Genomic DNA, 14,731 nt, shown 5'->3' with positions numbered 1-14,731 from the left:
AAATAAAAATATCAGGGATACAAACAATTCACTATTTCTTGATTCATTTTAGTATTTGTGGAGGATAAAATGCTGCAATGGCTGTCACATTGGATTATGGCTGGGCTGAAAAGCTCACCTGAAATTCTGTTATTTTTATCATTAAGTCTAGGTTACTTAATTGGTAATATCCGAATAGGAAAATTTCAATTAGGTGGTGTCGCTGGATCATTACTGGTTGCAGTAGGGTTTAGTTTGTTAGGTGTCACGATCGATGCTGGCGTAAAAGCCGTTCTGTTTGCCCTATTTATCTATGCGGTTGGTTTCGAAAGTGGTCCACAATTTTTCCGTTCTCTAGGTGTAAAAACTTTACGTGAGATCTTTTTAGCGTTATTTATTGCCATTGCTGGACTAATCACAGTGTTGGTGTTAGCAAAAATCTTCCATCTTGACAAAGGGTTAGCTGCAGGACTTGCGGCTGGAGGATTAACGCAATCAGCCATTATGGGTACAGCATCAGATGCTTTAAATCAATTAGGCTTAATGCCCGAAAAACTTAGTCGATACCAAAGTAATATTACTATTGGTTATGCAGTGACTTACATTTTTGGATCGTTAGGCGCGATTATTGTTTGTGTTAATATTCTACCCAAAATCATGGGGAGAGATATCCGTGATGATGCGATGAAAGCACAAGCTGAACAATTGAATGGATCAGTCGTGTTAGGCAGTAATCAACATTTAGCTTTATCTGATATTACTGGTCGACTATATCAAGTCAATCACCTAATGAAACAATCTGTTGCACAAATTGAGAAAAAATATGATGGCATCAGCATTGAGCGCATAAAACGAGGCAGAAAAATTATTGAAGTCTCATCTGAAACGACTTTAAAGCTGAAAGATATTGTTTTAGTTGTCGGTCATCGCAATGCTATCCTCAAAGCAAGTTCACAATTTGGAACAGAATTAAATTCAGCTTCAGGTATGGATTTTGTGATGAATACGCAGGATGTTGAAATGCGTAATACCCAATATGTTGGGCAGAGTCTAACGAAAGTTCTCTCTTCTGACGAAGTGATGAAATTTAAACATGGCATTTACTTGCTTGCGATACACCGTGACGGTGAATCACTTCCACTAACTGGTGATATTCATTTACAGCTTGGTGATGTAATAACCATATATGGTGCTGATAGTGATTTAAAACGTGTTGTTGATCGCATTGGTGCACCCATTACCAAAAGCGGAAAAACTGACTGGATTTTTCATGGTTTAGGTTTAGTTGTCGGTTTAATTATTGGTCTTATTGTTTTACGTATTGGTGAAATTCCAGTCACATTAGGTGCTGGTGGTGGTGCACTGTTATCTGGTTTATTGTTTGGTTGGTACCGTTCACGCCATCAAACTATCGGTAATATCCCATCAGGTGCCCTGCAATTACTTAAAGACTTTGGCTTAGCTGGATTTGTCGTCGTAATTGGTTTAAGTTCAGGACTTGAAGCAATTAATACGATTAAACAACAAGGACTTTCACTCTTTTTAATTGGTATTGTGGTCACATTGCTTCCAATGATACTAGCTATCTACTTCGGAAAATATGTACTGGGTTATCAAAACGCAGCTGTTTTTGCTGGTGCATTAGCTGGTGCCCGCAGTGCCAATCCTGCTTTTGGCGAAGTGCTTAACAAAGCCGGTAACGCTACCCCTACTAATTCTTTTGTAATTACTTATGCCTTAGCTAATGTGTTTTTAACATTGCTCGGCCCATTAGTTATTGCATTTGCTTAATTCAAACTGTCAAAATAAGGTTATCAAATCATGAAAAACAAAATAGATTATGCTCAATACGCAAATTTAAGTCCATTCGAATTAAAAGATAATTTAATTAAACTGGCTCAAAGTCATACCGATCGGATGATGTTAAATGCCGGTCGCGGTAATCCCAATTTTCTTGCAACTTGGCCAAGACAAGCGTTTTTTCAACTAGGAATTTTTGCAGTAGAAGAATCAGAAATGTCTTATTCTTATATGAATGAAGGTGTCGGAGGATTCCCTATTAAGCCTGGTTTAACTGGACGTTTTGAAGAATTTGTGCGTCGTAACTATAACACGCCAGGTGTCGCTTTTTTAGGCAAAGCATTTTCCTATATTCGTGATCAGTTAGGTTTAGATGAAAATGCCTTCCTCCAAGAAATGGTTGAAGGTATTTTGGGGTGTAATTATCCTGTTCCTGATCGAATGTTACATTATAGTGAAGAAGTTATTAAATCATATGTTTTACAACAGATGGGAGTTCAAACGCTAACTAATACTGATATTGATTTGTTTGCCACGGAAGGGGGTACTGCCGCAATGACCTATGTATTTAATTCAATGAAAGAAAATGGTTTGATTCAACAAGGTGATAAGATAGCCATTGGTGCACCTATCTTCACGCCTTATCTTGAAATACCGGGTTTGAATGATTATCAATTGGAAGAAGTATTAATCAATGCTGATCCAGAAAAAGACTGGCAATATCCAGAATCGGAACTGCGTAAATTAGAAGATCCAAGTATCAAGGCTTTCTTTATTGTTAATCCATCCAATCCACCGTCAGTAAAAATTGATGATAAAAGCCTGCAAGTTATTGCTGATATCGTCAAAAAACGACCTGATTTGATCATTCTAACTGACGATGTATATGGTACTTTTGCCGATGATTTCCAATCGTTATTTGCGATTTGCCCTCAAAATACCATTTTAGTTTATTCATTTTCTAAATATTTTGGTGCTACTGGCTGGCGATTAGGTGTTATTGGTTTAGCGCGAGATAATATTTTAGATAAATCCATAAGCGCGTTACCAAAAAAGACCAAACAGATATTGCATAAACGTTACAGCTCAATTGTGACAGAGCCTGATCAGCTAAAATTTATTGATCGTTTAGTAGCAGATAGTCGAGCTGTGGCATTAAACCATACAGCAGGACTTTCCACTCCCCAACAAATCCAAATGGTGCTTTTTGCATTATGTGAAATGATGGATACCGACCAAAGTTATAAATCCACCTTAAAAACATTAATTCGCCGCCGTGATGCTACCCTGTATCAACGATTAGGGTCAAATAAACAACGCAATATCAACAGTGTTGAATATTATACCTTAATTGATCTGGAAAAAATTTGTCGTGAATTATATGACGATAAATTTGCCAAATGGATATTGAAAAATAAGAATCCAACTGAGTTGCTATTCCGTATTGCCGACGAAGCGGGTGTAGTGTTATTGCCAGGGAAAGGATTTGCTGTCCAACACCCTTCAGCACGTGCTTCATTAGCTAATTTAAACGAATATCAATACGCGGCAATAGGTTCATCACTACGCAAATTAGCCGAAGAATACTATGCTGAATTTAAATCTAAGAGTAAAAACAGTAAATAATAATACAATAAGCAAAGCACTGGTTATTTTTCGCCATTAGATGAATGATTCCAAATACTAGAATAGGCAAAAAATTCTGGGTAATAATATAGTGAATATGCAATGCATATTCACTATTAGTTAAAGCACTAATTTGAATTATTTTTACTAATCGGTATATTTAATATAATTATTAAACTCACCAACTTTAAGATCGTACTCAGAAGCCGAAATACGTCCATAATAATTATTAAGCGTTTGAGCATCAATTAGCAAATAACCTGTGGTACTTATTATAGCGTTTGGATAATTATTAACTGTTGTCGCCTTAATAAACATATGGCCTTGTGAAAAAATTCCTGAACGACCCATTTTATAGTTATTAAGATCTTGCTTCAATTCCAACTTGACATTATTACCATTTATTATTCCATAATTATTCAAGGTTTCACCAGATATAAGTATTGTATTAGCATTAAGCATCGCGTTTTCATCATTTGTTATAGTCAATCCTGATAGAGCTAATTTTTTTCCTGTAATGAGACCATAGTTTTTAATGTTATCTAAACTTATGATTTTTAATTCCCCATCCGCTTCAATATTAGCTTGATTGATAAAAGACGATTGCAAATCTAACTTCAAATCATTATAAGACTTCAAATCCCCATTTCCTATTAATTTATTGGCTTTAATAAATATATTGCCCGCAATTAATTTGGTATCATCATTTTTAATCGTCTTTGCTTTAATAGATAAATTATTCTCAGCTAATATTTCGGCATTACTATTTATGACATCATTGGATGCAATATCAATCATATGCTCAGACTTCATTTTGGCAAAGCTGTTATCAAGGCTGTCGGCATTTATAATTATATCTTTTTTTGAAAATATTTCAGTATTTCGATTATTTATTCTTTCTCCAGTTATTGTTATATAACCACTTGAAGCAATTACTGAAGAAGTATTATCAATACTTTTACCTGTAATTTTTAAATCTCTGTAGCTGTGTAGTGTAGTGTTTTTGTTAAAAACTTGTGCAGCTTTTAATAATATTTCCTCTGAAGTAATATTACTATCATTATTTTCTAAATAAATTGAGTTTAATTTTATTATTGTTCCATCAAGATGAGTTTTTACATTAGTAAATAATTGACTGTCTATATTCAGATTTTGCGATGTAATCGTAGAAAGGTTATTCTTTAAAATAACATTTTTCATAGAAATCGATGATGTACCTTTCAAACTGGTGTTATAATTATCCATTTCTGTAGCTTCAAATAAAACCTTATAGCCAAATAAATTGGATTTACTATTGTCAATCTTAATTTTGGCATGTATATTTAACACATTGCCTGCACGGATAATTGTATCTACATTTTTAATGTTATCACTTTCAATTGTTACATTGCCATCAGCTACTATCTTGCTATTTTTATTAATAATTTCTTGCGCTTTAAGCGTTAAATTGTTTTCTGACAAGATATTTCCATTATTATTTAGGCTATCTGCATTTAGAACAATATCCTTTTCCACTTTTATTGTGCCGCTATTGACTATTTTACCATCAGCTGTAATAGTTAAACCGCCAGCACTTGCCCCTAGTTGCCCAGCATTATGCACACCAACACCAGATTCAGTGCCGATCAACTCAATTTTACCCGCATACATTCCACCTAAAGCGGAAACATCAATAGCAAACTCAGGAGCTTCCTCACTTTGAACTGATTGTGTCACAATACCATCAACAGTAACTTCATTTAATCCAGTTATAACCTTTAAATCACTGGCCCATAATTCAGCATTGACATTAACGCTGCGTGCAATTATATCAGTGTAATCCTGTGCTGAACTATCTAATCCATCTCCAGTAATTGTGATATTACCGCCTTCAACCCGATAGCCAACTAATTGATCATTCTTGAATATGGGTTTACCTGTCGTTAATGTAGCCCGATCGGCATTAATGAAACTACACCCATCACAGGTTATTCCGGCTGGGTTGGCAATAATCACCTGAGCTTTTTTTCCGGCGACTTCAATATAGCCATTGAGTTTACTCGGATCTTTTGAATTGACTTCATTTAAAATGATTTTTGCACTACCTGTCTCGCGCAATAATGCATTACCTTTGATATTACCGCCAAGTTTACTCCTGCTATCCGATTTCGTATTATTTAAAATGACACCATTTTTATCAACATCAAATTGATTATATTTATTATGTGAAACACCATTTTTATTCGGTGCAGCAATATTGACTTGTGTTGCGCCTTTGTCGGTTTGCGTAATTATCGGCCGTTGATGATTTTCGGCATTTTTATCTACAATGATGGTGCCAGCATAGCTTGGGGTTATCACACTGACTAATCCTAATGCCAGATATGACATAAAAACCATTGGTTTTAAAGTAAAAGCTTTATTACTTAGCTTGTGAACGGATTTCACTTTTTGACTACTGCGCGCATTACCCTGATGATTTTTGGTAATTTCCGACACCACCATTAGCATGCCACGCACACGATTAAAGACAACACGATAAAAGTATTTATTCATTGTTTTTTCCTTCTATTAATATTTAACGTTTAACAAAATATTAAACGCTGTAAAGTTCATCACTAATTAACGCGCTGTGAATAACTTTCACGTTAATCAATGAATAAATTACAGGGTGAATTTAGCAAAATATAGCTAATATCAATTCCTTATGGTACAACTTCAATTTTTGTGAAAAGACGATTTCTAATCAAACTTACTAACACAATTAGTGGTATTTTTTATCGTAAAAAAATTTATTAAATCTGCATCTTATAAACACACTTATAACGATAATCGGTTTAAATTTGTATAAATTTTGAAATGTTTAATATGTCCATTTATTATTTTAGTTATTAACTATCGCTTTCAATAAGCAGAACATGATAAGTTATTTTGAATAGCAGTCTGAATGTCAAATAAAGTAAAAAACTGGCTATTAGTTCTACTAATAATTTTTAGTGTTTCACAACACTTTATCATAATATTTTGATTAAATATTTAATTATTTAATTATTTAATTATTTAATTATTTAATTAATTTATAACATTACCGTTCAAAAGCTAAATTTCGTAAATTAAAATTATTATAGTAAATTGAAACCAAATACTAGCCAAAACACCTAAAAAATAGTAAATATGCATAAACATATTTACTATACCCCAAAAGTTAAGTTTAATTAAAACCAGTTATCATCATATTTATTATATTCATCAACAAGGAAATATTCAGATCCTTTACCGTAAATCCTTCCATTATAATTATTGATTGTTTTAGCAAAAATCTCTAATTCATTATTGCTTAATATTGATGCATTTGGATAATTATTAATTGTGTTTGCCTTGATAATCAGGGAATTTTCAGCGAATAAACCATAAATTCGACGATTCAATATTGAGTCTTCACCAAAATTGTCAATTTCTGAAGCTTTTATGAAAAGATTATTACCCTTTATAAAACCAGTTTGAAAATTTTTAAGATTTTGATTCAATTCAATATGAATATCATCAGCTTCAATATCGCTATAATTATTTAAATTATTTCCGTAAATAAAAACTTCATTCGCTTTAATATTGCCTGATTCGTGAGTAAATTTATCTGCACTAATCTGAATATTTTTCGCTGTAATGCTACCATTTTTGTTGGAAATATTTTTAGCAACAAGATTAAATTTATTATCGGCTATAATTTCTGTATCATTGTTATGAAGATCATCTGAAGTTATATCAATATTATTTGCTTTTAATTTACCGAAACTATTATTGATAATATTACTACGAATATTTATTGAATTTTCACTTAAAATAGTCGCTAAGGTATTATTGATATTTTTAGCTGTTAAAAGCGTATTTCCCCCCGAAGTTATTACAGCCTTATGATTATTAATATAATTTTCTGCATTAATGACAATATTACCACTGCCTAATATTTTAGAAGCTTCATTTGTGACATAGATTAACGGTGTAGGTGATTTAATAAATTTTGGTGTAAAAATACCATTTGAACCATCATAGCCTCCTATAAAGATATCACCATGAGCGGCTAAGGAAGTTATTTGATTATTGATTATTCCACCTATTAAGGTCAAATTTCCGTTAACCACTTCAATGGTTAATGAATTGTTTCTGATTTTATTACCATACATCGTTATAGAATTATAAGCTACTATACGATTAAAATCGTTATTTATTCTATCTGCATCTAAAGTAATATTAAATGCATCCATATATCCTGAATAAATTTTTAATTTATTAGCTTGAAGCCTAATATTATTTCCAGTAATTAATGTAGTACCATTATCAATATCGTATCCATGAAGGTATATGGAATCTGCAGTGAAATTGGCACCATGATTTATGATTCCTTCCCCTTTCATATCAATCTGTTGAAGGCTATGAAAATCAGAAAGTAAATTATGTATATTTTGTGCCTCTACGATAATATTATTTGCATTATAGATTGAACTAATATTTTCAATGTTGTTAGCTCGTACAGTTAGTTCATTTTTTGCTTTGAATACAGTATCTTTATTATTTAGCGTATCAGCATATATATCAATGTTATCACCATTTATCTCTGAAGCAATATTTTGCTGCTTTGAAGTTGTTAGGTTAATATCATCTGCTTCGAATTTTGATTCTTGGTTATGTATTTCATTACTTTTAACACTTAGTTTATGCTTGGCATTAAATTTTGAATGTTCATTATTGACAACATTGGCATTGATATTAATATTATCGCTTACTAAATCAGAATAATTAGATTTAATATTCTCCGCATTAATCACAATTTTAGATTCAGCTTTAAGTTCAGCGTTTTCATTAACAATATTATTAGCCTTAATTACTAAATTTTGTTCGGTTGTTAATTTGGCTTTACGATTCTCAAGCTCCTGACTTGTTAAGGTTAAATTACTAGCAGCTTGAATAGTACCTCCATTAATAATTTTACCATCGGTTGTAATAGTTAACTCACCTGAACTCGCCCCTAAGTACCCAGCATTATGCACACCAACACCAGATTCAGTGCCGATCAACTCAATTTTACCCGCATACATTCCACCTAAAGCAGAGACATCAATAGCAAACTCAGGAGCTCCTGACGTTTGGTCTGATTTTGTCACACTGCCATCAACAGTTACTTCATTCAATCCAGTAATAACCTTAAGATTATTAGCCCATAATTCACCATTTATGTTGGCACTTCGTGTAATAATATCAGTGTAATCCTGTGCTGAACTATCTAATCCATCTCCTGCAATTGTGATATTACCGCCTTCAACCCGATAGCCAACTAATTGATCATTCTCGAATAGGGCTTTACCTGTCGTTAACGTAGCCCGATCGGCATTAATGAAACCACACCCATCACAGGTTATTCCAGCTGGGTTGGCAATGATTACCTGAGCTTTTTTTCCGGCAACTTCAATATAGCCATTGAGTTTACTCGGATCTTTTGAATTGACTTCATTTAAAATGATTTTCGCACTACCGGTTTCCTGCAATAATGCATTACCTTTGATATTACCGCCAAGTCTACTCCTACTATCCAATTTTGTGTTATTTAAAATGACACCATTTTTATCAACATCAAATTGATTATATTTATTATGTGAAACACCATTTTTATTCGGTGCAGCAATATTGACTTGTGTTGCGCCTTTGTCGGTTTGCGCAATTATCGGCCGTTGATGACTTTCGGCATTTTTATCTACAATGATGGTGCCAGCATAGCTTGGGGTTATCACACTAACTAATCCTAATGCCAGATATGACATAAAAACCATTGGTTTTAAAGTAAATGCTTTATTACTTAGCTTATGAACGGATTTCACTTTTTGACTACTGCGCGCATTACCCTGATGATTTTTGGTAATTTCCGACACCACCATTAGCATGCCACGCACACGATTAAAGACAACACGATAAAAGTATTTATTCATTGTTTTTCCTTCTCATAATATTTGACGTTTAACATGAATATTGAACCCTGTAAAATTCATCACTAATTAATGCGCTGTGAATAACAATCACATTAATCAATGAATAAATTACAGGGAGCATTTAGCAAAATATCGCTAATATCAATTTCTTATGCTACTACTTGATTTCTTGTAAAAAGGGTGATTCTAAACAAAATGCTTTATTATAATTAGCTTACTGTTGTGTTGTGACGATTTATGTAAATAAGGTGCTTTCATAAAAGCTATACCGATAATCTGTTGATGAATTATAAGTTATAAAAATTAGATCATTACAAATTAATTTAATATTAATTAAATTACCGCTTAATTAGCGGTAGCGATAACTTAAGTATAATAGATTATTTTACTCAGATGTCTATTAAATTACTGAATAAAAAGAGAAAATTTTCCAAAAATGACTGTAAAAGAGTAAGAATTATACTTTTAAGATAATTTGAAGCCTTGCTATGATGATACTACGTACTTTTTCGTATAAATGTACACCAGCATATTTAAATTTAAATAAAGGGAACTTATCGCTAAAATTAAGCTTTAACATGGAAAAACCAGATATCTGTATACTCAATATCTGGTTTTAAACTTATAAAAAGAGATTCATATCGAATATGTTACATATATTGCTAAATTTAACCAACTCGTAATTGTTTATTTTCAACATTCATTAAATTTATCAAATAAAAAAATTATGAACATGATGAAAACTATTTTTCACCTGACAACTGTTTTGAACGGTTGATACACGCTTCTACTGCATCCATAACGGCAGCTCTAAAAGTATTTTGTTCTAACTCCTGTACGCCTTCAATGGTAATACCGCCGGGTGAGCACACCATATCTTTTAATTCACCAGGGTGCTTACCTGTTTCTAACATCAGTTTCGCTGATCCCATAACGGTTTGCGCCGCAAATTTATAAGCTTGTCGACGGGTCATACCGCCTTTCACCGCGCCATCAGCCAGTGCTTCAATAAACATAAAGACAAATGCTGGACCACTTCCTCCTACTCCAGTTGCAGAATGGACTTGATATTCAGGTAAGACCTCAGTTAAGCCAATACAATTTAATAAGGCTCTGACAGCTAACAGCTCTTCTGGAGTCACTTCCGTATTTGGCGTTAATGAGCACATCGCAGAGTTGACTAAAGCTGGTGTATTTGGCATAACTCGGATAATTTTTTGATCATAACCAATCACGGCTTCAATCATTTTAATTGTAATACCAGCAGCGACTGACACTACCACTGTCGACTTTTTGAGCTCTTTCTGTATTTCACTCAAAACATCATTAATATTGTTTGGTTTGACAGCAATAAATACGATATCGGCTTCTTTTGCAACTTCTTTTGCCGACTCCATCACATAAACTTCATAATTCGCTTTTAATTTTTCACCATTTTCTGGATGAATATCATAAACATAGAATTGTGATGCGGGAACAGATTGGCTAGCTATAATCCCTTGTAAGATTGCACACCCCATATTTCCCAGCCCAATAAATCCGATACGTTGTTCCATGAGGTTCCTCTTTGATTATTAAATAGATTTAGATTAAAAGTTATATAACGATTTAGGATAAATAGCAAAAGATATTTATTCAGTTTTATGGCAAATTTTAAGATTAACTCACACCTAGTAAATACTTTCGCCATTAAACACTCACCACAGTGTGATTAACTGGTTTTAGTTATGTGAACCGACATTCATAGGATCGATTTCACTTTCTTAAAAGAACAAGCATTTTAACAAGGTAGCAATAAATGATTAAACAAGGATAAAAAGATACAAATAATTACCCTAATATTAGCTATTGTTTTGCCATCTTTTGTTTATTTTATAAGATGCTATTCCTAAATGTAAGGCAACATCCGGGTATTGTTGGATTTTTTTAAAATCGCCATCATACGCAATTTTCCCATCAATTAGAACCAAACAACGATTATGACTAATATCAATATCATCTAACTGATGAGTCACCATTACGATTGTTAACTGGTATTCAGCATGAATCTCCTTAAGTAAACAGAACATTTCATTTTTAAGTTTTGGATCCAAAGAAGAAAAGGGTTCATCTAATAACAAAATGGGGCGACGTATCAACAAACAGCGACCGATAGCGACTCTTTGCCGTTGACCACCAGACAATTGTGCAGGATGCTTATCAAGATAATCAATCAATCCTATCCGTTTAGCAATATGATGTAAATTTGTCCGTTGTTCTGGCGTTAACTTCATGCCAGGACTGATTCCTAGTGCTAAATTTTGCTCAACTGTTAAATGAGTGAAAAGATTGTTATCCTGAAATAGTATTGATACTGGCCGTTTAGCAGGCGGTGTTGTCGTTACATCTTTGCCGTTTAGTATAATTTGTCCATGGTTAGGCGCAATAAATCCAGCAATGATATTTAACAAGGTACTTTTACCTGCGCCACTTGGTCCTAATAACGTCACAATTTCTCCTTTAGCGACAGAAAAATTGAACATCATAGATTGATTTTGGTAAGCATAGCTCACTTGATGTAATTCAATCATGGTGAGTACTCTCGAATAAATTGATTAATAAATAACTGATCATTAATAATATCAATGCTGATAATGATGCTTCCTGATAACGATAATGAGAAACTAACTCAAAAAGATAATAAGGTAACGTCATAAAGTCTTGACTACCAAATAAAGCAATAATGCCAAAATCACCCATTGACATCACGCAAGCAAATGCAAAACTATAGGCAAATAAGCGTTTTAATGCTTTATATTCAATTAAATATAAATATCGTATTCCTGATATATTCAATGATAATGCTAACCAATGATATCGTTTAGTTAAATCGCTGAGGGGGGTAGCTAAATGACGTAGGATAAATGGTAACGCCAACATAGCATTACTTAACACTACCAACAAAAAAATAAAACCGTGCATCTCTACCAAATTAAAAAATAGTAAAAAAAAACCGACCGACAATACCATATTTGGTATAGCAAGAATCAATGAACCAAGAAACATTAGATAATCACTAACAATGACTTTGCCCATTAAACGCAATCGACTATGCGTCCACAAAATAGAAACAGCGAATATCATAGCTAACAATGCAGAGCAGAACGCCACCGAAAGCGAAGTGATCAATGACCGAATTAACGTCGGTGTTACAAAAGACATTGCAAAATACTGTATAGTATCGATAACAATGGCAAATAATGGACTAATTATAAATAACCCACTAACAACAATAACCAAGCTTGCCAGACTTTTAGTCAAAATCGTAGCTTGTGGTCGATAAACCGCATAATTGAAGGTCAATTGTGGAGTATGTCTGGGGATGAATAACCTTAATATAATCATAAAGCCAATACAAAATAACAATTGAATTAATGATAATACTACTGCTTGAGATAATTCAAAATCCCGGATTGCTTGATAAATCGCCACTTCAATCGTTGTATATTTGGGGCTACCGCTTAACGTTAATACCGTGGCAAAGCTTGAAAAGCAGTACATGAAAATTAATCCACCTATTGGCAATAACTGTTTAGCTATTATCGGTAATTCAAGATATTTGAATGATTGCCAGGCATTAAAACCAAGCTGCTGGGCTAATTTTTTTTGTTCATTAGGAATGAGTTGTAAAGCTTGATAATAAACTTTTGTGGCAAAAGGGAAATTAAAAAATACGTGGGCTAATAAAATGCCATTTAAACCAAAAATTGAAAATGAATAGTTCATCCCCCAATAACGACAAAGCTGCGCTACCATACCCTGTGAACCATAAACAGATAACAAACCCGTAACGACGACTAACGAAGGTAAAGCAAAGGTTACCGAAAAAAAACTGAGCAAAAAGGATTTACAACGAAAATTGACTATATCCAGTGCTTTAGCCACAAACATCGCAAATATAAGTGATATCAAGGTTGATATAACAGCCTGAAACAAGGTAAAGGTAACCACATGTTGCAGGTAACTGTCAAAATACATTCCCTCTTCGCCCTGTTCATAAGCAAACAACCATAACGTCATTAAAGCACTGACCACCACCACAGCGACAAATAAAACCGCTAAGGTACCGGGTAGATAATCGGTTACTGACTGACGGAATTTTGCCATTGGGTGATCCATGATTTTTGATATTTTTTAACCTCATCAGCCGTAAACGATAATGAATGGGTGACCGAATCAATTTCACTGTATGCTTTAGGTAAATCAATCTTAATCGACGGATACATGTAATTCTTTTCGACAAATTGATGTTGAACGTTAGGCGTTAACAAGAATGCTAAAAATTGCTGCGCTAAAGCTTGTTGTTTGGTATAACGTGTCATCGCTGCTACTTCGATTTGTTGGTAATGACCGTCTTGGAAGATTGCAGCTTTATATTGATAATCGTTATCATTAATAATGTGTACTGTTGGCGACGTACTATAACTTAATACAAAATCAGCTTCCCCTTTTAAAAACAAACCATATGCCTCACTCCATCCTTTAGTAACGGTTAACGTATTCTTCGCTAGATCTTGCCAGGCTTGGTCAATCTTGGCACCATAGACTTTATTCATCCATAATAAAAAACCTAATCCAGGTGAGCTAGTTCGTGGATCTTGATAAACAATTTTCCAATTATGTTGGTTATGAATCAAATCATCTAAGCTCGTCGGCGGATTGGTGATGTTATTTTGATTGTATATAAATGCAAAATAACCATAATCATAAGGAATAAAATCATCATCCCACCAATTAACAGCTAAATCAGCCGGTTTCGTTAATTGATGCGGTTGCACTAATCGCGCTTTTTTTGCCGCACTGATTAAATTCGTATCCAACCCCAAAATAATATCGGCTTTGGTGTTTGAGCCTTCTAATCGTAATCGATTAAGGATCGTTACTGCATCACCTACACCAACAATCTTGACGGTACAGTCACATTGCTCCTCAAAGCCTTGTTTTATTTCATCTCCTGCTCCCCATTTAGATTGGAATGAACTATAACTATAGATAGTTAAAACTGGTTTATCCTTTGCCATCGCTAAAGGAGTTATGGCTAACATAAAGCCAATAATCAATAAATGACGAAACATTTTGCCTCCAATGTCAAAAAGTAAGAAAAAAGACAAAAGGTTTGAGTTGACACAAGATGATGCATAAGACATCTTTGATAGGCTCAATCCCTCCGCCGGTATTAGCCGGTTCAGGTTCGACGGGTCATGCTTTCCATAGTCCATGAAGCGCAACTCTCAGCTTGGCTTTCGCCTTTTGCTCCCCGTTGAGAACAATAATTATCTTAACTGAATTATTAATAAAGTAAATGCATATCACATTGTTAACATGACAAT

The 14,731-nt window shown here is 33.7% G+C and carries 8 protein-coding genes, 1 pseudogene and 1 riboswitch; of the genes and pseudogenes, 2 read left to right on the top strand and 7 right to left on the bottom strand.

The features are described from left to right. The first annotated feature begins 81 nt into the window (after positions 1-81). Both aspT and JMI89_RS07950 read left to right on the top strand, forming a co-directional pair. Positions 82-1,770, top strand: a complete 1,689-nt coding sequence (aspT, locus tag JMI89_RS07955) for an aspartate-alanine antiporter (RefSeq protein ID WP_370633733.1) — start codon at positions 82-84, stop codon at positions 1,768-1,770. 30 nt (positions 1,771-1,800) lie between these two features. Continuing rightward, entirely contained in the window at positions 1,801-3,405 is a 1,605-nt protein-coding gene (locus JMI89_RS07950; protein ID WP_220679756.1) for a bifunctional aspartate transaminase/aspartate 4-decarboxylase, read from the top strand. A gap of 147 nt (positions 3,406-3,552) precedes the next feature. Here JMI89_RS07950 and JMI89_RS07945 read toward each other — a convergent pair whose 3' ends face one another. The 7 genes and pseudogenes from JMI89_RS07945 to thiB form a co-directional block, all read right to left on the bottom strand. After that, entirely contained in the window at positions 3,553-5,775 is a 2,223-nt protein-coding gene (locus tag JMI89_RS07945) for a filamentous hemagglutinin N-terminal domain-containing protein (protein WP_255562867.1), read from the bottom strand. Positions 5,776-5,835: 60 nt separating this feature from the next. Beyond that, a pseudogene (locus JMI89_RS12060) lies at positions 5,836-5,940 on the bottom strand (ESPR domain-containing protein); the annotation flags it as partial. Between the two features lie 659 nt (positions 5,941-6,599). After that, positions 6,600-9,362 carry a filamentous hemagglutinin N-terminal domain-containing protein gene (locus tag JMI89_RS07940; protein WP_220679754.1) on the bottom strand — a complete coding sequence of 921 codons (2,763 nt, stop codon included), beginning with the start codon at positions 9,360-9,362 and terminating at the stop codon, positions 6,600-6,602. A 743-nt stretch (positions 9,363-10,105) separates the two neighbouring features. After that, the gene (proC, locus tag JMI89_RS07935) at positions 10,106-10,918 is read right to left on the bottom strand and encodes a pyrroline-5-carboxylate reductase (protein WP_187755085.1); all 813 of its coding nucleotides are present in this window, start codon (positions 10,916-10,918) and stop codon (positions 10,106-10,108) included. Between the two features lie 285 nt (positions 10,919-11,203). Beyond that, a complete protein-coding gene (gene thiQ / locus JMI89_RS07930) occupies positions 11,204-11,932 on the bottom strand; it encodes a thiamine ABC transporter ATP-binding protein ThiQ (protein ID WP_187755084.1) in 729 nt (242 codons plus the stop codon). Beyond that, complete coding sequence (thiP, locus tag JMI89_RS07925; RefSeq protein ID WP_187755083.1) at positions 11,925-13,508, bottom strand: thiamine/thiamine pyrophosphate ABC transporter permease; 1,584 nt, start codon at positions 13,506-13,508, stop codon at positions 11,925-11,927. The genes thiQ and thiP overlap by 8 nt, the downstream gene beginning before the upstream one ends. Beyond that, positions 13,484-14,476 carry a thiamine ABC transporter substrate binding subunit gene (thiB, locus tag JMI89_RS07920; protein ID WP_220679753.1) on the bottom strand — a complete coding sequence of 331 codons (993 nt, stop codon included), beginning with the start codon at positions 14,474-14,476 and terminating at the stop codon, positions 13,484-13,486. Before thiB ends, thiP begins: the two co-directional genes overlap by 25 nt. A 70-nt stretch (positions 14,477-14,546) precedes the next feature. Beyond that, positions 14,547-14,671: riboswitch (TPP riboswitch) on the bottom strand. Between the last annotated feature and the right edge of the window lie 60 nt (positions 14,672-14,731).

This window comes from Frischella sp. Ac48 (genome assembly GCF_019641635.1).
GTDB lineage: Bacteria > Pseudomonadota > Gammaproteobacteria > Enterobacterales > Orbaceae > Frischella > Frischella japonica.
This window is presented reverse-complemented; position numbering and strand designations above follow the sequence as displayed.

Bases quoted from the DNA above. Each gene is read 5' to 3' on its own strand.
- JMI89_RS07950 (WP_220679756.1), top strand. From the start codon at position 1,801: ATGAAAAACAAAATAGATTATGCTCAATACGCAAATTTAAGTCCATTC.
- JMI89_RS07945 (WP_255562867.1), bottom strand. From the start codon at position 5,775: ATGTCATATCTGGCATTAGGATTAGTCAGTGTGATAACCCCAAGCTAT.
- JMI89_RS07940 (WP_220679754.1), bottom strand. From the start codon at position 9,362: ATGAATAAATACTTTTATCGTGTTGTCTTTAATCGTGTGCGTGGCATG.
- proC (WP_187755085.1), bottom strand. From the start codon at position 10,918: ATGGAACAACGTATCGGATTTATTGGGCTGGGAAATATGGGGTGTGCA.
- thiQ (WP_187755084.1), bottom strand. From the start codon at position 11,932: ATGATTGAATTACATCAAGTGAGCTATGCTTACCAAAATCAATCTATG.
- thiP (WP_187755083.1), bottom strand. From the start codon at position 13,508: ATGGCAAAATTCCGTCAGTCAGTAACCGATTATCTACCCGGTACCTTA.
- thiB (WP_220679753.1), bottom strand. From the start codon at position 14,476: ATGTTTCGTCATTTATTGATTATTGGCTTTATGTTAGCCATAACTCCT.